At 32.0% G+C, this 21,163-nt stretch carries 17 protein-coding genes; 11 read left to right on the forward strand and 6 right to left on the reverse strand.

Translation table 11 applies throughout. The annotated features are described in order from the left end of the window. Positions 1-7: 7 nt before the first annotated feature. Entirely contained in the window at positions 8-1,597 is a 1,590-nt protein-coding gene (locus IUY40_RS10470) for a glycerol-3-phosphate dehydrogenase/oxidase (RefSeq protein ID WP_195736811.1), read from the reverse strand. A gap of 154 nt (positions 1,598-1,751) precedes the next feature. On the opposite strand from IUY40_RS10470, the gene IUY40_RS10475 reads away from it, so the two are divergent. The 8 genes from IUY40_RS10475 (at position 1,752) to IUY40_RS10510 (ending at position 12,554) form a co-directional block, all read left to right on the forward strand. Further along, positions 1,752-2,525, forward strand: a complete 774-nt coding sequence (locus tag IUY40_RS10475; protein WP_195736812.1) for a DeoR/GlpR family DNA-binding transcription regulator — start codon at positions 1,752-1,754, stop codon at positions 2,523-2,525. A gap of 196 nt (positions 2,526-2,721) precedes the next feature. After that, positions 2,722-5,241: a type I DNA topoisomerase gene (gene topA / locus IUY40_RS10480; RefSeq protein ID WP_195736813.1), complete on the forward strand. Its 2,520-nt coding sequence runs from the start codon at positions 2,722-2,724 to the stop codon at positions 5,239-5,241. Between the two features lie 3 nt (positions 5,242-5,244). Beyond that, a complete protein-coding gene (locus IUY40_RS10485; protein WP_195736814.1) occupies positions 5,245-6,396 on the forward strand; it encodes a formimidoylglutamase in 1,152 nt (383 codons plus the stop codon). Positions 6,397-6,661: 265 nt separating this feature from the next. After that, a complete protein-coding gene (gldK, locus tag IUY40_RS10490) occupies positions 6,662-8,056 on the forward strand; it encodes a gliding motility lipoprotein GldK (protein ID WP_195736815.1) in 1,395 nt (464 codons plus the stop codon). Between the two features lie 77 nt (positions 8,057-8,133). Further along, the gene (gene gldL, locus IUY40_RS10495; protein WP_195736816.1) at positions 8,134-8,781 is read left to right on the forward strand and encodes a gliding motility protein GldL; all 648 of its coding nucleotides are present in this window, start codon (positions 8,134-8,136) and stop codon (positions 8,779-8,781) included. Positions 8,782-8,829: 48 nt separating this feature from the next. After that, on the forward strand, positions 8,830-10,368 hold the full coding sequence (gldM, locus tag IUY40_RS10500; protein ID WP_195736817.1) for a gliding motility protein GldM: 1,539 nt from the start codon (positions 8,830-8,832) through the stop codon (positions 10,366-10,368). Positions 10,369-10,418: 50 nt separating this feature from the next. Continuing rightward, on the forward strand, positions 10,419-11,408 hold the full coding sequence (gene gldN, locus IUY40_RS10505) for a gliding motility protein GldN (protein WP_195736841.1): 990 nt from the start codon (positions 10,419-10,421) through the stop codon (positions 11,406-11,408). A gap of 93 nt (positions 11,409-11,501) precedes the next feature. Further along, on the forward strand, positions 11,502-12,554 hold the full coding sequence (locus IUY40_RS10510; protein ID WP_195736818.1) for an FAD-binding oxidoreductase: 1,053 nt from the start codon (positions 11,502-11,504) through the stop codon (positions 12,552-12,554). A 155-nt stretch (positions 12,555-12,709) separates the two neighbouring features. Here the strand turns inward: IUY40_RS10510 and IUY40_RS10515 are convergent, their stop codons facing one another. After that, positions 12,710-13,096 (reverse strand): DUF983 domain-containing protein, encoded by a 387-nt coding sequence (locus IUY40_RS10515; protein ID WP_195736819.1) that lies wholly within the window; start codon positions 13,094-13,096, stop codon positions 12,710-12,712. 462 nt (positions 13,097-13,558) lie between these two features. Between IUY40_RS10515 and abc-f the strand changes: the two genes are divergently transcribed. Further along, positions 13,559-15,466: a ribosomal protection-like ABC-F family protein gene (gene abc-f, locus IUY40_RS10520; RefSeq protein WP_195736820.1), complete on the forward strand. Its 1,908-nt coding sequence runs from the start codon at positions 13,559-13,561 to the stop codon at positions 15,464-15,466. A gap of 214 nt (positions 15,467-15,680) precedes the next feature. Here the strand turns inward: abc-f and IUY40_RS10525 are convergent, their stop codons facing one another. Continuing rightward, the gene (locus tag IUY40_RS10525; protein ID WP_195736821.1) at positions 15,681-16,649 is read right to left on the reverse strand and encodes an App1 family protein; all 969 of its coding nucleotides are present in this window, start codon (positions 16,647-16,649) and stop codon (positions 15,681-15,683) included. Between the two features lie 61 nt (positions 16,650-16,710). On the opposite strand from IUY40_RS10525, the gene IUY40_RS10530 reads away from it, so the two are divergent. Beyond that, on the forward strand, positions 16,711-17,580 hold the full coding sequence (locus IUY40_RS10530) for a diacylglycerol kinase family protein (RefSeq protein WP_195736822.1): 870 nt from the start codon (positions 16,711-16,713) through the stop codon (positions 17,578-17,580). 44 nt (positions 17,581-17,624) lie between these two features. On the opposite strand, the gene IUY40_RS10535 is transcribed toward IUY40_RS10530, so the two are convergent. Both IUY40_RS10535 and IUY40_RS10540 read right to left on the reverse strand, forming a co-directional pair. Beyond that, on the reverse strand, positions 17,625-18,770 hold the full coding sequence (locus IUY40_RS10535) for a peptidogalycan biosysnthesis protein (protein ID WP_195736842.1): 1,146 nt from the start codon (positions 18,768-18,770) through the stop codon (positions 17,625-17,627). Positions 18,771-18,905: 135 nt separating this feature from the next. Beyond that, positions 18,906-19,394 (reverse strand): DUF1761 domain-containing protein, encoded by a 489-nt coding sequence (locus IUY40_RS10540; protein ID WP_195736823.1) that lies wholly within the window; start codon positions 19,392-19,394, stop codon positions 18,906-18,908. 297 nt (positions 19,395-19,691) lie between these two features. On the opposite strand from IUY40_RS10540, the gene IUY40_RS10545 reads away from it, so the two are divergent. After that, positions 19,692-19,997 carry a hypothetical protein gene (locus IUY40_RS10545; RefSeq protein ID WP_195736824.1) on the forward strand — a complete coding sequence of 102 codons (306 nt, stop codon included), beginning with the start codon at positions 19,692-19,694 and terminating at the stop codon, positions 19,995-19,997. A gap of 442 nt (positions 19,998-20,439) precedes the next feature. On the opposite strand, the gene IUY40_RS10550 is transcribed toward IUY40_RS10545, so the two are convergent. Further along, on the reverse strand, positions 20,440-21,159 hold the full coding sequence (locus IUY40_RS10550; RefSeq protein WP_195736825.1) for a S24 family peptidase: 720 nt from the start codon (positions 21,157-21,159) through the stop codon (positions 20,440-20,442). Positions 21,160-21,163 lie beyond the last annotated feature (4 nt).

A 21,163-nucleotide genomic window follows, 5' to 3' on the forward strand; every position in this document is an offset into this window, starting at 1 on the left:
TGTACTGTTAATGGTGTTTTTCTTGAAAATCTGATAAAATGAATCCGTTTGCAAGATGTTTAAATTCTGATATTTGTCTTTGTGTCCATGTTTCGTCGTGACCTAATTCTTTAGCTAATAATAGAGCAACTTTTTCACAAGAAGCAATAGCTGCGCGGGCATCTAGAAATAATAAACGAACTCTTCTTGCAAGTACATCATCTATAGTTCTTGCCATTTCATAGCGAATAGCCCAAGCTACTTCTGCCATAGTGTAGTCGTAATCTGGATGTAATTTTTCTTTTAATTCAGGTTCGTTATTTTGTAATTCTAATATTTTAGGAATATCAGTTCCGTATATATATAGGTGGTTTTCTCGAGCTTTTGTATCGGTTTGTTTGTTTCCGTGAATTGCAATGTGCTCTGTTTTACATTTTACGTTTGGTAAACTATGTACTGTGATTGCTTTGTCTATAATATCTTCAGCAATTTTTCTGTAGGTAGTCCATTTTCCTCCAGTTATGGTTATCAATCCAGTTTCAGAAACAATTATTTTGTGACTTCTTGAAACTTCTTTGGTACTTTTTCCTTCTTTTTCTGGTGCTGCTAATGGTCTTAATCCAGCAAAAACAGATAAAACATCTGCACGTGTAGGTTTTTTAACTAAGAATCGTTGTGCAGTTTCTAATACGAATTCAATTTCTGTTTCTAATGCAATTGGTTCTAAGCTGTGTTTCTTAATTAAAGTATCTGTTGTTCCAACTACTACTTTATTATGCCAAGGGACTGCAAATAAAACTCTTCCATCGCTTGTTTTTGGTATCATCAATGCTTGATCGCCAGGTAAGAAAGATTTATCGAAGACAAGGTGGATTCCTTGACTTGGAACAATATATTTTTTGTAAACGGTATCGTTTAGTTTCATTATTGCATTAGTGAAGACTCCCGTTGCGTTTATTACTGCTTTACCTTTTATTTCGTATTTTTCACCCGATTCATGATCAACTATTTCAACACCTGTAACTTGATTTTTGTCATTTTTTAATAAGCCAATAACTTTAGCGTAGTTTAAAAGACAAGCGCCATTTTCTACTGCAGTTTGTGCAATATTTATAGCTAAACGGGAATCATCAAATTGACCATCTTGGTAGATAACGCCACTTACAAGGCCTTTAGGCTCAACAGTAGGGAGTAGCTCGATGGTTTTTTTCTTTGAAATATATTTAGACCGACCTAAGCTTAGTCTTCCTGCTAGTAAGTCGTAAATAGTAAGGCCTATAGTGTAGAAATAGCCTCCCCACCAATTGTAATTAGGAATAACGAAAGACTGATTTTTAACTAGGTGGCCTGCATTTTGAGCCATTAATCCTCTTTCTTTTAAAGCTTCAGTTACTAGAGAAATATCACCTTGTTCTAGATAACGAACACCTCCGTGAACTAATTTAGTACTTCTGCTAGAAGTTCCTTTGGCAAAATCTACTGCTTCAATCAAAACAGTTTTGTATCCCCTGCTTGCGGCATCAAGAGCTGTTCCTAGTCCGCTAGCGCCTCCTCCAATCACAATTACATCCCATTCGGAGGTTTGTTTTAGTTTTGCTAATTGTTCTGTTCGTTTCATTGTTCGGTTTTATTTGTTTCGTATTTCTTTAAAATGCTTTCGAATAACAAACTTAATGAAATTAAACGAAACCAAATAAAATAAAGTGAAATTTATTTTATTATTTTATTTTTGTATCTTTCGCCATGAAGAATCTTAATATTAAAGCGACATTATGACTATTATCAACAGAAGACAAGAGGATATACTTAAAGAATTAGATCAGAAAGGATATGTAAATGTGGTTGATTTGTGTGAAATGTATAATGTTTCAACCGTAACCATACGAAAGGATCTTAATTTTTTAGAAAATGAAAAGTTACTACATCGTACACATGGAGGAGCAAGCAAAAAGCCAATTTATGCTTTTGAAAGAGATGTTAATGATAAGGAAACATTGCAGGTTGAGCAAAAAAAACAAATAGCCAAAGAAGCTTTAAAGTATATAAGTGAGCATGATTATATAATATTAGGTTCGGGTTCGAATATTCATTATTTATCTCGAATAATTACTGGATTTCAAAAACTGACAGTACTTACCCCTTCATTAAAAGTGTCTTTAGAACTTAGCAAAGAAATAAATATCGATACGATACAATTAGGAGGAGATGTTCGAAATAGTTCTACTTCAGCAGTTGGTCCGATTGCCGAAGCAACTTTGGGTCAGTTTTCATGTAATAAATTATTTCTGGGTACAGACGGTGTTCATTTAGGATTCGGTTTGAGTACATCAAATGCTTTAGAAGCACATTTAAATCAGGCTATGATTGAAGTAGCAGAAAAGGTTATAGTGCTTGCGGATTCTACTAAGATGAATATAAGAGGCTTTGGTAAAATTTGTAATCTGAATAAAATTGATGTGCTTATTACTGATGAAGGTATTGATGCGGAAACTAAAATTAAACTGGAAGAAATTGGAATTGATGTGGTTATAGCTGGGAAATTATAGTTTTTGGAGGTAGTGTGTTATCTTGGTTATTTTATAATGTGAATGGTTTGGATATATTTGAGTATTTGTATTGTAGGAAAAAGCATGTAATTTTGTTTGTATTTGGGTGCTTATTAATAGTCTGAAATATTTTTAAAATTTACTAAAGCGCAATATTTAAAAAAAATAGATACTTTTGTTCCAGAAAAATAGAGTAATGGCAAAGAATTTAGTAATAGTTGAGTCACCTGCAAAGGCAAAAACGATAGAGAAATTTTTAGGAAGTGATTTTCAAGTAGAGTCAAGTTATGGGCATATAGCCGACTTGCCTTCGAAAGAAATCGGTGTAGATGTAGAGAATGGTTTTAAACCTAAATATGAAGTTTCTCCAGATAAAAAAGCTTTGGTTAGTAAGCTAAAAACATTATCTAAGAATGCCGAAATGGTTTGGTTAGCAAGTGATGAGGATCGCGAGGGAGAGGCTATTTCATGGCATCTTGCCGAGGAGTTGAAATTGGATACAAAAAAAACCAAACGAATTGTTTTTCACGAAATTACAAAATCGGCTATCCTAAAAGCAATTGAAAACCCAAGAGAAATAGATTATAATTTGGTTAATGCACAACAGGCTCGTCGTGTATTAGATAGATTAGTAGGATATGAATTGTCTCCTGTTTTATGGAGAAAAATAAAAGGTGGTCTCTCAGCAGGACGTGTGCAGTCAGTTTCTGTGCGTTTAATTGTTGAAAGAGAACGTGAAATTCAAAATTTTAAAGCTGTAGCATCTTATTCTGTTGTTGCGGAGTTTACTAATGAAAGTGGAAAAACATTCAAGGCTAAATTGCCTAAAAATTTTAATACAAAAAAAGAAGCCGAAGATTTTTTAAATAAAAACATAGGTTCTGCATTTAAGGTTTCTGATTTAGAAACGAAACCTACCAAAAAATCACCAACAGCACCATTTACAACTTCAACCTTGCAACAAGAGGCAGCGAGAAAATTATATTTGCCAGTTGGAATCACAATGCAGTTAGCACAACGTTTATACGAGGCAGGACTTATTACTTATATGAGAACTGATAGTGTTAATCTTTCTAAAGATGCAATGGATGCGGCTCAGGCTGAAATTATTAAATCGTATGGAAAAGAATTCTCAAAACCGAGAACTTTTACAAACAAGAGTAAGGGTGCGCAAGAAGCACACGAGGCGATTCGTCCTACAGATATGTCGCGTCATACCGTAAATATTGACAGAGATCAAGCGCGTTTGTATGATTTGATTTGGAAAAGAACATTGGCTTCACAAATGAGTGATGCGCAATTAGAAAGAACCAATGTAAAAATTGAAGTTAATAATCATAGTGAAATATTTACAGCATCTGGAGAAGTTTTACTTTTTGAAGGATTCTTAAAGGTGTATCTTGAAGGTCATGATGACGATGAGGAAGAGCAAGAAGGAATGTTGCCAGCAATGAAAGTGAATGAGAAATTAATAAATAACTACATCACAGCAACGGAAAGATATTCAAGACCGCCAGCACGTTATACTGAAGCATCTTTGGTGAAGAAATTAGAAGAATTGGGAATTGGACGACCTTCTACTTATGCGCCAACTATTTCGACTATTATCAACAGAAATTATGTTGAAAAAGGAAATCTTGACGGACAAGAACGTAATTATACACAACTTACTTTACAATCAAACAAGGTAGGAGAGAAGTTGCTTAAGGAAAATACAGGTTCTGATAAAGGAAAGTTGGTTCCAACTGATATTGGAACAATTGTTACAGATTTCTTGGTTAAGAACTTTGGGACAATATTAGATTATAATTTTACAGCAAAAGTAGAACAAGATTTTGACGAAATTGCTGAAGGAAATATTGATTGGGCACAAATGATGAAGGAGTTTTATGATAAATTCCATCCAAATGTGAAAGATGTAGAGGCGAATGCTGAGAGAGAAAGCGGAGAAAGAATATTGGGTAAAGACCCAGTTTCAGGCAGGCCAGTTTCAGTTCGTTTAGGGAAATTTGGTCCAATGGCGCAAATTGGAGAACCAGATGATGAAGATAAAAAATTTGCCAGTTTAATGGCTGATCAGAATATTGGAAACATAACGCTAGAAGAAGCTTTGAATTTGTTTTTATTGCCTAAAAACTTAGGTGAATATAAAGGTGAAGAAGTGGAAGTGAGTAATGGACGTTATGGTCCATACATTCGTCACGGAAGTGTTTTTATTTCGTTACCAAAAGGAGAAGATCCATTAGATGTAACAATTACCAGAGCACAAGAGTTAATAGATGAAAAAGCACTTGCTGATGCTCCTATTGCAGTTTATAAAGGAGAAGGAGTGCAAAAGGGAGTGGGGCGTTTTGGTCCGTTTATCAAATGGAATGGATTGTTTATTAATGTAAGCAAAAAATATGATTTTGATAATTTATCACAATCAGACATAGAAGCTTTGATTGAAGATAAACTTCAGAAAAATATTGATAAAGTGCTTCATAACTGGGAGGAAGAAGGAATCTTGGTAGAAAAAGCACGTTGGGGGCGTTCAGTTATCACAAAAGGTAAAATTAAAATAGAGTTGAGTAAAGATGTTGATGCTACAAAATTAACATTGGCTGAGGTTCAGGAAATGATAGCTAAGAAAACCCCAGTAAAAAAGACAGCTACTAAAAAAGCGCCAGCAGCCAAAAAAGCTGTAGCGAAAAAAACAGTAGCAAAAAAGAAATAAAAAATGGAATTTGATTTTCTACAACCAGTTGCCAAAGAAATTCTAAACTACGTTGATACATTGTCTTCTCAAGAATTGGGAAGTAAGATAGTTTTGCATACCAAAGAACAATTTCCAGATATAACGAAAGTTAATATTGCTATAATTGGGGTTTTGGATAATCGCGGAGATGTGTCAGCGATTAATGATGTGGATTTAAATCCATTTCGAAAAAAACTATATGGTATGTTTCCAGGAAATTGGGATATGTCTATTGCTGATTTAGGTGATATTATGCCAGGAGATTCAGTAGATGATACCTATTATCTTTTGAAGAAAATAACAGCTGCTTTAATAAAAAATAGAGTAGTGCCTATAGTGATAGGTGGTTCTCAGGATTTAACTTATGCATTGTATCGTGCTTACGATGACTTAGAGCAGATGGTTAACTTGGTTGCAGTCGATAATAAATTTGATTTTGGAAAAGAAAGTGAAGATTCTTCAGCAACGTCTTATTTAACTAAAATTATAGTAGACACACCTAATAATCTGTTTAATTACTGTAATGTTGGATATCAGACTTATTATAATTCACAAGAAGAGATCGATTTAATTGAGAAATTGTTTTTCGATGCCTATCGTTTAGGGGAGATTTCAAATAAAATTGCGCTAGCTGAGCCAGTTTTTAGAGATGCCGATTTAGTGAGTTTTGATATGAATTCAGTTAAATCTGCCGATTCAGGAAATACTTTTGCTTTTGAACCTAATGGATTTGATGGTAAAGAAATTTGTTCACTTGCAAGATATGCTGGAATTAGTGATAAAGTCTCCGCTTTTGGTGTGTTTAATCATAATAATACATTTCAGGAAGCTCCAATAATAGCCCAGATAGTTTGGTATTTTATCGAAGGATATCATTATCGTTCAAATGAGTATCCATATGGTAGCCGAAAAAACTATTTGAAATATATAGTTCCATTAGAGGAAGAAGAGTTGGTTTTTTATAAAAGTGACAAAACAGACCGTTGGTGGATAGAGATACCTTTTATTTCTAATGGGAATAATAAATTGAAGAGAAATACGTTGTTATCTTGTTCTTACGATGAATATTTGATAGCTTGTAATCAGGAATTACCTGAAAGATGGTGGAAAGCACAAAGGAAAAACACTGTGTAATCGTTTTCGTAATAAGGTACTAATGATTTAAGGTTTTTTTTAACGATTAGTTTTGGCTTTATTAACAAGTTTAGACTTATGGATATTAAAATTTAACGTTTTTTAGCGGTATTTGATGATAGTTTATCGACTAAATATTTTTTTTTTATTTTTTTTAACTTTAATTTTGCACCGTGAAATAAATTACATAAAAAGCTATTGTTTTTTTAAAAAATAATAAATAGGTTTACGGACTTATAATAATGAATAGATAATCCAAATATATATGAAGAAGTTTATTGCATTTGCGGCATTTTTAACACTAATGATTAGTTGTGGTAGGTCAAGTGACAAAGGAGAATTGGTAGGTGTTAAAGGCGGGAAATGGTATCCAGAAAAACCTTATGGGATGACCTTAATTCCAGGAGGGGCTTTTATCATGGGTAAGTCGGATGATGACTTGGCTCAAGTAGAGGATGCGCCAACTAAAACCGTTACCGTTCGTTCTTTTTATATGGATGAAACAGAGATAACAAATAGTGAGTACCGTCAATTTATAGAATGGGTTAAAGATTCTACAATGAGAGTTCGTTTGGCTATTATGGCTGATGAAATGGGGCAAAAACCAGGCGAGGCTAAAGGAAAAAAAGGAGGAGGTATAGGTGATTATGCTTTTAATAATTCTGATCCAGATAAAATGTCAGCTTATGATAAGTATATGTACGATAATTATTACAGTATAGGTACAGCTGATGATCCTTATGCTGGAAGAAAATTAAACAAAAAAGTAAAATTAGCTAAAAGCACACAAGCATATCCAGATGAGTATTATGCAGAAGTAATGGATTCTATGTATATTCCTGTTGAAGAATCATATAATGGTTTAAGAACTATGGATGTTAATAAGTTGAAATTTAGATATTCTTGGATGGATATTCAGGCTGCAGCTAAAGCTAAAGTTGGAAAAAGAAAAGATTTCGTTAAAACAGAAGAAGTTAAAGTATATCCAGATACAACAGTTTGGATCAAAGATTTTACGTATTCATATAATGAGCCAATGCATAATGATTATTTCTGGCACAAAGCATATGGGGATTATCCTGTTGTAGGAGTAAAATGGACTCAGGCAAAAGCATTTTGTGCTTGGAGAACTTTAAATAAAAACTCATACATAAAATCAAAAAAGAAAGGGCGTGATCTAGTAAACGCTTTCAGATTGCCTACAGAGGCAGAATGGGAGTATGCAGCTAGAGGAGGTTTAGAATCTGCTACTTATCCTTGGGGAGGTCCTTACATCAGAAATGATAGAGGTTGTTTTATGGCTAACTTTAAACCAAATAGAGGAGATTATGCCGCAGATAATGCTTTGTATACTGTAGAAGCAAAATCGTATGATCCAAATGGTTATAATCTATATAACATGGCAGGTAACGTTGCAGAGTGGACAGACTCTTCTTACAGTCCAAATGCTTATGAATATGTGTCTACTATGAATCCTAATGTACAGGATGGCTCAAATAAACGTAAAGTAGTACGTGGAGGTTCATGGAAAGATGTTGCTTATTTCTTGCAAGTAAGTACTAGAGATTTTGAATATGCAGATTCTGCAAGAAGTTTTATTGGTTTTAGAACTGTTCAAGATTATATGGGAACGCAATCAACTGGAAATAAAAGAAAATAATTAATTATTAAAAGAAAGTAAATTAAAATAATATCCACAAATCATTTCTTTAACCTAAAAACAAATAAAATAAAATTATGGCATTATTAAGTAAAAAAACGATGAACTTCGCATACGGTATGGGAGCAGCAGTAGTAATTATTGGAGCTTTATTCAAAATTACTCACTTTGAAATCGGTCCGTTAACAGGAACCTTGATGCTTTCAATCGGATTAGTAACAGAGGCATTAATTTTTGCTTTATCTGCTTTTGAGCCAGTCGATGAAGAATTAGACTGGACATTAGTCTATCCAGAATTGGCAAATGGGCAAGCAAAAGCTAAAGTTGCAAAAGCAGGAACATCATCAGATGCGCAAGGTATTCTATCTCAAAAATTAGATGTAATGCTTAAAGAAGCTAAAATTGATGGAGAGTTAATGTCAAGCTTAGGTAATAGTATCAAAAACTTTGAATCTGCTGCTAAAGGTATTGCTCCAACTGTTGATTCAATTGCTTCTACTAAAAAATACAGTGAAGAATTATCTACTGCTGCTGCACAAATGGAATCATTAAATAGTTTATATAAAGTTCAACTAGAGAGTGCTTCAAGAAATGCAGAAGCAAATAAAGAAATTGCTGAAAATGCAACTAAATTAAAAGAGCAAATGCAATCAATGACTGCAAATATTGCTTCTTTAAACAATGTATATGGCGGTATGCTTTCGGCTATGAATAATAAAGGATAATTAGTTAAAAACAATTATTATTAATAAAAAACTAATTATTTAGAAAATATGGCAGGAGGAAAATTAACCCCTAGACAGAAGATGATAAACCTGATGTATCTGGTTTTTATCGCAATGTTAGCAATGAATATGTCAAAAGAAGTTTTGTCTGCTTTTGGCTTAATGAATGAAAAATTTGAAAGCGCAAATGAGGCTTCTAATGCGACTAATGAGCAAATGTTAACAGCATTAGATCAAAAGGCAGTTGAGGCAAAAGGAGAGTTTGAAATTGCTTCTCAAACAGCGCATAAAGTGCAATCTATATCAAAAGATTTTTATGATTACATCGGCTCTTTAAAAGGCGAAGTTTTAAAAGGTTTTGAAAAAGATGCGAAAACAGGACAATTACCATATGAAAATATGGATAAAGGAGATAATATCGATGATTGGTTTACTGGAGAAGGTTATACAGCTAAAGGAAACGAAATTGTTGCAAGAATAAATAAGTATAAAGCTGATATGAAAGCGGCATTGAGCGATAAAAAGTACAGTGCAATTGTAGCAGAGATTGATAATAAATTTGATACTTCTGATGTTAAAAATAAAGAAGGATTAGAAGATAAGTTTTTAACGTATCATTTTAAAGGTTTTCCTGCAGTCGCATCAGTTGCAAAACTATCTGCTTGGCAGAGTGATGTTAAAAAAGCAGAATCAGATGTTTATAGTTCAGCTTTAGGAAAAGCGGCAGTAGCTGCGGCATCTTATAGTAATTATAAAGCAATTGTAGTTCTTGATAAAAGCGCCTACTTTCAAGGAGAAACAGTTACAGGTAAAGTTGTTTTAGGTCGTTATGACGAAAACACAAAACCTACATCATTCGCAGGGCCAGGTAAAATTGTTAATGGACAAGCTGTTATCTCGATGACTGCTGGTGGAATTGGTGAACAAAGTATTAATGGACAATTTACATTCTTAGAAGATGGGAAAACTATTCCACTTAAATTTGAAGGTAAATATGTAGTAGTACCTAAACCAAACTCAGCTACTATTTCTGCAGATAAAATGAATGTAGTTTATAGAGGAGTTGTTAATCCAATCTCAGTTTCATTTGCTGGAGTTGCTGATAATAAAGTTGTAGCAAGTGCTCCAGGATTGTCTTCTGCGGGTAAACCGGGAAAATATAATATGAGTCCAGGTACAGGTACAGAAACTACAATTTCTGTTACAGGTACATTACCAAATGGAACTACTGTTTCTGATAAGAAAACTTTTAGAATTAAAGGTATTCCTGGACCAAGCGGAACTATTAGAGGTGAAATGGGTATCGTAAAAGGACCTAAATCAAACTTAGAAGTAGCTACAATTGGAGCTAAATTAGTTGATTTTGATTTCGAAGTTGGATTAGATGTTGTTGGATTTAATTTAAAAGTTACTGGACAGCCTACAGTTGTAGTTTCAGGTAATAAGTTAAATGCACAATGTAAATCAGTTCTTTCAAAAGCAGGTAGAGGTGACCAAGTCACTATTTCTGAGATTAAAACTAAACTTGTTGGAGCAGGAAGTTATTTGTTGCCTAGAACTTCTCCAGTAATTTTTGAAATACAATAATAAGTAGATCCATAAAGTAAACTACTTCAATATCTTATACTGACACCATGATGAATGTAAGAAATTTTTTAATAGCTATTATCTCTGTTGCAGGGAGTTATACCACATTTGCGCAGTCAAATTTGCTTAATGCAAAGACACCTGCAGAAATTGGTCTGAAAAGCCCAGCACAACTTATTTCAGATAATGACAAACCATTAGCTTATGGTTATGTACACGATAGAGATGTTTTGATGGGGAAAACAATTTGGGAAATCATTGATTTGAATGAAAAAATTAATTTTCCACTATATTTTCCAATTGATACCGCAAATATCGGTTCAGACAGACGTTCTATGTACGATGTCTTGACAAAGGCAATTAAAAATGGTAAAATTACTGAAGTATACACTGATAGTTATTTCAATACCAAAAAGTCTATGAAAGATATTGAGGCTTCTTTATCACGTGTCGATACAACAGATGCTGGTAGAGAGCAATTGAATCAAGATCCAGGGGCGTATGTTACGCAAACGATCGAAAAAAAGAAGACAACTGGTAAAGGGAAGAACAAAGTAACTACAAGTGAAACAGTAACTGTTCCTGCATCTAAAACGATATCTTCTGAGTATATCTTGAAAACTGATTTAACAGCTCAAGATGTCACGGAATATAAAATTAAAGGGTATTGGTATTTTGACAAGCGTCAAAGTGAATTGAAGTATCGTCTATTAGGGATTTGTCCTGTTACTCCAGATGTTTATACTATTAATAGTGAAGAAAAAGATTATATAGAATTGTTTTGGGTATTCTTTCCAGATGCTAGAAAAGTTTTGCATGATGCTAAGGCTTTTAATGATAAAAACTCAGCTATGCCAATTTCTTTTGATCAAATCTTGAACTCTAGACGTTTTAACAGTACAATCTATAAAGAAGAAAATGTTTATGGAGATAGAACTATAGAAGAATACATGAAGGATAATGCTCAGAATCAATTGTTGGAATCTGAGAGAGTGAAAGAGAAAATTAGAAATTTCGAATCAGATATGTGGAATTACTAAAAATTAATTTCCTTCTTTAATATAAACTCTTACCATTTTTTGGTAAGAGTTTTTTCATTTATGTTTGTTGGCGTAACAGTTTAATTTATTCTCATGATTGACTATTTAATTATTGGCTCAGGTTTGGCTGGGATTTCTTTTTCCGAAAAAGCATTGTCCCACAATAAATCTATTTTGGTAGTAGATGATAAATCACAAAACTCATCAAAGATTGCTGGAGGTTTGTATAATCCTGTAATATTAAAAAGATTTAGTGAAGTATGGCAAGCACAAGAACAGCTTGTTTTAATGGATTCCTTTTATGCAGATATAGAAAGTAAATTAGATGCAAAATTCAACTACCAACTTCCAATTTTGAGAAAATTTTTTTCGATAGAAGAACAAAATAATTGGTTCAGTGCTTCAGATAAAAAAAACTTAGCGCCTTTTTTGTCGACTAAATTAGTTTCCAAAAAATACAATAGCATAGATTCGCCATACGATTATGGTGAAGTTTTACATACTGGTTATGTTGATACTGCTTTGTTATTAGAAAAATATAGAGAATATTTATTAGCTAATAATTTGCTGCTTCAAGAGTCGTTTGACTATAATCTAATAGAGTTTTTAGATTCAGGGATACAATATAAAAATATCCAAGCACGTCATATTATTTTTGCAGAAGGGTTTGGATTGCATAAGAATCCATTCTTTAATGATTTGCCTTTGGATGGTACAAAAGGCGAATTATTTATAATAAAAGCAGCAGGCCTAAATTTAGATGTAATTGTAAATACAAGTGTATTTATATTGCCTTTAGGGAATGATTTATTTAAGGTTGGGGCAACATACAACTGGAAAGATAAAACTGATCTGCCTACTGAAGAAGCTAAACAAGAGCTTTTAGAGCGTATACGTGAAATTATCACTTGCAAATTTGAAATTGTCACGCATTTTGCAGGAGTACGTCCTACTGTAAAAGACAGAAGGCCATTGGTGGGAACACATGATATATATAAATCACTTCATATTCTTAATGGATTAGGTACACGAGGAGTTATGCTAGGACCAGCAATGGCAAAAGCTTTATTTGAAAATATAGAAAATGAAATTCCTTTGGATGTTGAAATAAATATCGAGCGATTTTATAAAAAGAAGAACAGGTAATCTATTAAATTATTCTAGTATTAGAAATACTGTTTGTTTTTTTAACTATATAAGGCATTTAAGAAAATATAAGTTTTAGATATTTCTCTTAAATGAACTGATATAACTTATATGGGTAGATTGAGTTTTTGATGCATATTAGTTGCAATCTTTCTTTATTGTTTTATGTTAGTAGACGGATCATAAGAAACAAACATATTGATGTAAATGTTTCTTGACCATCTTAATACAAAAGGAAATAATAAAATAAGAGTTACTATAATTGCTATAAATGAAGTCTTAATGCTAGAACTAAATAAAACATAGGATATAACAAAGGCAGCGATACCTAAGGCAACGTTTAGACCATAACTCACATACATCGCTCCGTAAAAAAAGGAAGGCTCAATTTGGTATTTAAATCCGCAATGACTGCAAGATTCATTCATTTTTAAAACTTTAGTTAAATGTAGCGGATTCTTGTCTTCGTACATACTTTCGTTTTGACATTTAGGACAAGAGCCTTTTAAAATACTATTTAGTTTAGATCCTTTTTTGAACATTTTGAATAAGTTTTTGTGATAAGAAAAAGCATACTGTATCAATTACGAAGTTAGGGAATACAGTTGTTTTTTGATAAAAAATGGTGAATTTAAATCAAAGATAATCATTGATTAGCATATTAACAATTTTCGATTCTTAATATCTTGCAAGGCATAAATAAAGGAGGCTAAGTGTCTTGTAAATACGGCTTTTAACTTTATAGTATAATACATTCCTTTTCACTACCTTTGCATTTTTAAAAACATTAGTAAAATGCAATGAAAATTGCTTTATTTTTTAGAAAATTAAGAATCAAAAATACTGATTACAGGTCGATTAAATCAAAAATTAAAGCTTTGATGAGTTTTGAAAATTATTTAACTGCTCAGGAAAAGTATTTTAATGTCTACAAAAAATTAGGTTTTCATTAATTTGAAGATATTAATATACACAATCAATTAGTTATAAAATAACAATAATAAATGCTTAATATACATAATTTATCTGTTTCGTTTGGGGGTTCTTATTTGTTTGAGGAAGTTACTTTTCGTTTAGGTGCAGGAGATCGAGTAGGTCTTGTAGGGAAAAATGGTGCTGGAAAATCAACAATGCTAAAAATTCTGGCAGGTGATTTCAAACCTGATTCAGGACAAATTGCAACAGAGAAAGAGGTACGTATGGGGTTTCTACGTCAGGATATCGATTTTGAACAAGGAAGAACAGTACTAGAAGAAGCCTACGAAGCTTTTACAGATATAAAAGTTGTAGAGAAAAAATTAGAGCAAATCAATCATCAATTGGTAACCAGAACCGATTATGAAAGTGAAGAATACAGTCAGATTATTGAAGATTTATCTGATTATACACACCGTTTCGAATTATTAGGTGGTTACAATTATGTAGGAGATACAGAAAAAATTCTTTTAGGTTTAGGATTTAAGAGAGAAGTCTTTAATAATCAAACCGAAACCTTTTCAGGAGGGTGGAGAATGCGTATTGAGCTTGCAAAATTATTATTACAGTCTAATGATATTTTGTTATTGGATGAGCCTACGAATCACTTGGATATTGAGAGTATTATTTGGTTAGAAAGTTTTTTGCGTAATTATCCAGGAGTTGTGGTAATAGTATCACACGATAAAATGTTTTTGGATAATGTAACCAACAGAACAATCGAGATTTCATTAGGTAAAGCATATGATTTTAACAAACCATATTCAGAATATTTATTGTTACGTCATGAAATTCGTGAAAAACAATTGGCTACTCAAAAAAATCAAGCCAAGAAAATTGAAGAAACAGAAAAGTTAATCGAGAAATTTCGTGCCAAAGCTTCTAAAGCATCAATGGCGCAATCGCTTATCAAGAAATTAGATAAAGTAGAGCGTATCGAGGTTGATGAGGATGATAATTCGGTAATGAATATTTCCTTTCCAGTTTCTAAAGAACCTGGCAGAGTAGTAGTTGAAGCTGATAATGTTACAAAAGCGTACGGAGATAAAGTTATTCTTAAAGATATCAATCTGTTGGTAGAACGTGGAAGCAAAATTGCTTTTGTGGGACAGAATGGACAAGGTAAATCAACTTTTATTAAAGCAATTGTTGATGAATTTGAATACGAGGGAAGTATAAAATTAGGTCATAATGTTCAGTTGGGTTATTTTGCCCAGAATCAAGCAGAATATCTAGATGGAGAAATCACATTATTGCAAACAATGGAAGATGCTGCAATGGATACCAACCGATCAAAAGTTCGTGATATGTTGGGGTCATTTTTGTTTCGCGGAGATGATGTAGAAAAAAAGGTAAAAGTTCTTTCGGGAGGAGAAAGAAACCGTTTAGCATTATGTAAGTTGCTGTTACAGCCTATAAATGTTTTGCTGATGGATGAGCCTACGAATCACTTGGATATAAAATCTAAGAATGTTTTAAAAGCAGCACTTCAAAAATTTGGAGGAACATTGTTACTTGTTTCTCACGATAGAGATTTTCTTCAGGGAATGTCTAATCTAGTATATGAATTCAAGGATCAAAAGATAAAAGAATATTTAGGAGACATCAATTATTTCTTAGAACAACGTAATTTAGAAAACATGCGTGAAGTTGAGAAAAAAGATGCTACAAAAGCGGGAGCTCCTAAAGAAAGTAATAAGGCTTCATACGAGGACCAAAAGAAAAATAAAGCGCTGCAAAATCGCTTGAGTAAAGTCGAAAGTCAAATCAAGCAATTAGAAAAAGATATTCTACACGATGATAAAATGTTAGCTTCAAATTATGACAAGCATATTGAAGATGCTTCATTCTTTATGGCATACAATAAAAAGAAAGCCGAATTAGATAAATTACTTTCAGAGTGGGAAGTAGTTCAGGAAGAAATAGATAAACTATAATTTATTAGTTAGTATTTTTCTTGCTATCAGGACTGATAACAAAAACTGCATTTCTAATGTTATAAAAGAGCTTCTAAATTCGCTTTTTTAAACAGGAAATGCAGTTTTTGCTTTGTAATTTTCTCTTCAATCTAGGCTAGTTTTGGTATTCAGTTTCAGTTTTAATAACAGTTGCTGTTTTGTTCGCAGCCCAAAGCCCAAAGCCCAAAGCTTTTTACTTTATAATTCCAATCTTTTTAGAGTGTTCAATCGCTTCACTGCTATGCCTGAAATAGCAAACAGAAACTTCAAGATTTTCTAAATTTTTCAGAATAGTTTCTGTTGGTTTTTTTTTATGTTTGCCGGTTTGTCTGATGTAAACTGCTTTCACAGTTACAGGGAATATTTTGCAAATCCTTTCGTATAATATTGGATCATGTTGAGAATCATCACCCAGTAAAACATATTTAAGATTTGGATAAAACTCTAAAACATGTTTAATTTTATCAAATTTATGGTCATGATTTCCTCTGCCACTCATAAAAAAATCAGATATTCCGGTTTTAATATCTTTTAATAATATTACAGCTCTTGGTAATTCATGTATTTTAGTAAACTGAATAATAAATCGATATAAATTCCATTCGCTGCTTGAAATATAGAAAAAAGCATTTTTTTCATTTTTATTATTTCTTCCAGCAGAACTTAATGCTTGATAATGAGGTACAACATCATCAAATATTTTTCGGTCATTTACGTTTCTAAAGAGTAGAATATATAATTTTTTGAAAAAGTTCTTAGTATGCGAAATCAGGAAAGTGTCATCAATATCAGATATGATTCCTAAGTTTCCTTCATGAGGTCTGATGAAAGATGCAGAAGATGTTATTGTTTCGTTTTTATGAGTAATGCTAACTTCATAGTCCATCCATCCAAAACCAGTTTCTTGTTTTAAAGGAATGCAAAATTTAAAAAAACCATCATCGAGGGTTTTGGTATGAATTTGTCTATCTCCATGTTTTAAATAAACATCGTAATTGGAAATTGTTTTTATTTGGAAAAGTTTAAGAACCGAAGTAGCATTTTTGAAATTCTTTTTTTGAAAATCATAATCATTAGCCGTTGATGGTTTAAAAATGTGTCCCATAACAATTAGTTCCTGATCATTGGCATATCCTCGATATAATTTTAAAATAGGTTTCATTAATTGTGTACTTTTGGAATAGCTGGTATAATTAGTTTTTAATAAATATAAAGATAAAATTTTGAAACGAAATATCTTATTTGTTGTAAATCCTATTTCGGGTGATTTGGATAAGTCTGAGCTTATCGCAACAGTAAAATCTTATGCAGTAACATGTCATATTTATTTGAAAGTTTATGAAACTACAGGAAAAAATGATATTACTCAGATAAGAGAGTTATATAAAGAGTATTTGCCTGATCGGATTATTGTTGCGGGTGGAGATGGAACTGTGAAGATGGTTGCCGAAGCAATGGAGCAATATGATGTTGTTGTTGGGATAATACCAGCAGGATCTGCTAATGGTTTATCTGTTGATTTAAATTTGCCAAAAACACTTGAAGAAAATTTAAATATTGCTTTTCATAATAATTATATCGAAATGGATATGATTTGTATTAATGGAAAAAAAAGTATTCACTTAAGTGATATTGGCTTGAATGCAGATTTAATTAAGAACTATGAGGAAAGCAATATAAGAGGCTTTTGGGGTTATGCATCACAGGCTTACACAACTATAAAAGAGTCAGGAGATCCTTTTGTTGTCGCTATTACAGCAAATAACCAAACAGTAGAGCATGAAGCAAGGATGGTTGTAATTGCTAATTCTCAAAAATATGGGACAGGCGTTGTAATTAATCCAAAAGGAACTGTAAATGATGGTAAATTTGAATTGGTAGTTTTAAAAAACCTTGATTTAATAATTTTAGGAAAAATAATCACAGGAAATATGCCTATCGACTCAGATGATATTGTTATTATTTCGACAGATCAAGCGGTGATAAAAACAAATCATCCAGTTAGTTTTCAAATTGATGGAGAGTATTGTGGCGCTCAGACTAAATTGGATGTTCGTATTTTGCATAAGCAAATGAAAATCGCCATTCCTTAAAAAATCTTTGCCAAAGTTGAAAATTTATCAAAGATGGAATATGACTATTTAAACGGATTTCGTTCTTGCCAATCTGTTTTTGGTTCCAGATAATTAAATAATTTGGCAATATTATGGTTGATTAAAGAATTGCTGTGTGTGATAAGTCCGTATAATTTTACTGGTTTTGCACCCACAGAGCTTTTGATTTCCAGAGCCGTTCTGGCAAAAATAACTTCTTTAAAATTCCTGTTTATAGAAAGTGCAATCATGTCGTAAAGCATGTTTAAATACAGCATTTTTTCGCGCTGAACACTTTCGTCATAACCTAAAAAATAAGTATCCATTGCAGTTCCATTCATGATTAAAGTATTGAAACCGATTAGTTTTCCATCAATAAAATAACCATAAAAAAGAAACTTCTCTTTTAATGTTTCTTTAAAAACTCTAAAGTGATTCTTGGCTAAGAAAAAGGTATTAAAAGGAGCATTTTTGGCTACGTGATGATACAAATCATAGATAGTATCTTCAAAAGTTATGATGTCATCTAGATCCATTTTCCTCTTTTCTATTCCTAAGGCTTTTTTGCGAGTACGTTTGTATTGATCACGGTATTTTTTGGATAAAGCATCAATATAATCGGTTTCAGTTTTCCAGTTTTCATTGATTTCAAAAATCATATTGGGCTGTATAGAAAATGTGTAGCCTTTTTTAAATTCGGTAGAGAGCATATCAATTTCTTTTGCCGAAAAATCTTTAATAGTTGTAATATGAATTTTTTTGCCTTTTGATTTAAAATCTTTTTTTAGGGTATTAATGGCTTTATGCAATAACTTAATCGCTTTAGGCTGACTTATTTTTTCAGAGAATGAAAACGCGTTCTGCCCAGTAAGCATGTTATTACCTACAAACAAAACATGGGAGGCAAATTTTTTGAAGGCAAAATTTCGAACCGAAGTTTTTATACATTGATCACGTTCACCAAATGATTCTAGTTGATTAGAATCTAAAAATTGTGTGAGAGCAATACCAACTAATTCAGACTCTTTAAAGAGTCCGATATAATGACATAGCATATTGGTTGGTGCCGATTTTTCTAATACCTCTAAATATTCTTTGGATAAAAAAATATTATGGCTAGCCAAATCATTCCATAACTTAGGGAGTGATTCAGTATTGTTGTAAATCTGGAAGGAATAACATGTATTCAAGGTAGGAGTACTATTATTTTTCAAATTTACTTAATAATAATAGAATATTATAATTTATGGCTTATTTAGCTACAATATAATTAAAAAAGGAATTTATTTAATTTTTATTTTCAAACAGATTATTGTGTTTTTATTTTATGCCCAAGCACAAATAATTCCGCCCATTATGGTTAGGGTAAGAATCCAGTATCCAGCATGAACAAAAATATATTTCCAAGATTTTCTTTCAAACAAACTATTAATTGCCAGCATTGGGAATGCAAAGAATACTCCAGTTAGGAATCCGTGAAGTGAGCCGTGTTTAAAGGTGCGATAAGCAGTTCCGTAATCGGCCATAAAAGCTGAAAAAGATGGTTTTGCACTTTCTAGCATCGGAGGACCTCCAACCATTCCTATCGCTCCAGATTGATGAATTGTTAATGCAGAAACGATTATCGTCATCATTAATGAAAATATATAAGTTAATCCGAAAATTTTGAGCATGCTTCCTTTTTTAAGATCATCTGGAGTTATTCTGGCTTCTCTCATCCAGATTGTTCCAAACACTTTTGGGTTGTACCAAATGAAACCAGTAACAAGGGTTGTTAATGCTGAAGCGAAAAATGCTATGAGAGTCATTTCCATGAAATTAGGTTTTAAGGTTAGTTGTTCAAATTTAATAAAATATTAAATACTAATTACATCGATTGAAATTATCATAAATAATTAAGCTTTTTGGATTTAATATGTTTTTTTTGTGAATTATAGATAATTAGGCATTAAGGGAGTTTTAAATAAAGCAGTAATGAACTAACTGTTGTTATGCTTTTTAAAATTTCAGAATTAATTATGAATGTAAAAGATTTTTATTAGTAAATTTATATTTCAAAAGGCTAGGGAAGCCTTATAAATGAAATTATACTTAATTTAAATTGATAAACTATGAGAGTACAATATCAGGGAGAACATAACGGAAAACCTACTACATTCGAAATAAGAATAATAGGTAATAATCTTTCAAAATCTAGTTCCAATTATCAAATAGATTTATTGGTAGGTAATAATAAACTGCCTATGACTTCATCAATGATTCATCAGAGTTTATCAAATTGTTTAAAAGATATTTACTTATTCCGAAAAGCAAATAACATAAAGTTAGATGCCGCTTCTGAAAAAGTGCTGCCAAACATAGTACCATATGACTTGGTACTGTACAACTATAACAAAAATATGTTGTTTATGGCTTAATAAAGATGTTTAGGTTTTGATATTCAAAATAAATAAAAGATCTCGTTTTGTCTGAAAAGAGGTTTGAAGAAACTAGGTTTGGAAGAGGCTTAAAATAAAGAATTTATTTATATAATGAAAACGCAACATTATCATGGAAAGATATTATTGCGTTTTTTATGTTCAATCCAAGCCTTTCTCCCTTTAGATTTTTCCTTCTAGAATAACTAAGCAGATTATAATAATTATTTTGAGTATAAAATAAATTAAACCTTAGGTGGTGAATTTATTTTTTTTGGTTTTAACAATTCTTTTATGAGCATGTTAAGTTGATATAAGATTTATATAGGAATGGTACTAAATAAGAAAGCTTCAGATTTTCCTGAAGCTTTCTTATTTAGTTGGGAAAACACTGTGATGCACAGAGAATAACTCTTAAACATGCTGGTTATGTAATTTAAATTTAATAGGTAGCGTTTATTCTGATAGATGCTTTAACTAAGGCCAATCCTTTGATGTTTGTAAAAGAAACTTCCTTAGGTTGGTACTGCGGATTTTCGCTTACTAATTTTATCCAATCATCACCTTTGTCAGACTTCTGTATCCATTTAATCATAACAAATTCTTTAAGATCATCGGCTATTAGATAAACCAAATACATTTCACCCCAAAAGATGTTCTCAATAACATTATTCATTCTTTTGTACATAACGATATCACCACTCTTTAAAAGAGGATGCATGCTATCTCCATTTACATGAATAGCACCATCGCATTTAGGCAGATAGGGTATCGATATAAAATCTATTGGATCTTGATTTGCATCTTGAAATAAAGAAGCAATTCCTGCGGGAGCTTGTATGTTGTATAGGGGAACTTGTTGTTTTTGAATGGCTTCCTTGTTCTCAGGTTTGTAAGTTGAAGTATTAGGTTCATGAACCGAGCTATTTTTTGTATTTGTTCGGTCTCCAAACTTATAAGAATTTAATATCATATCACCATTCCCTGTTAAAAGCCATTCCATATTAACTTCTGGATAAGCATTGAGTATATGCTTTATTTTTGAAGCACCAATATCTTTAACCTTATCTAAAAAACCATTAGAAAGACCAGTTTCAATATAGAATTTTCTTCTGCTAATTCCTTTGTATTTAATAAGTTGTAATATTCTATCGATTATCATCTTG

The sequence above is a fragment of the Flavobacterium sp. ALJ2 genome, from assembly GCF_015594725.1.
Lineage (GTDB): Bacteria > Bacteroidota > Bacteroidia > Flavobacteriales > Flavobacteriaceae > Flavobacterium.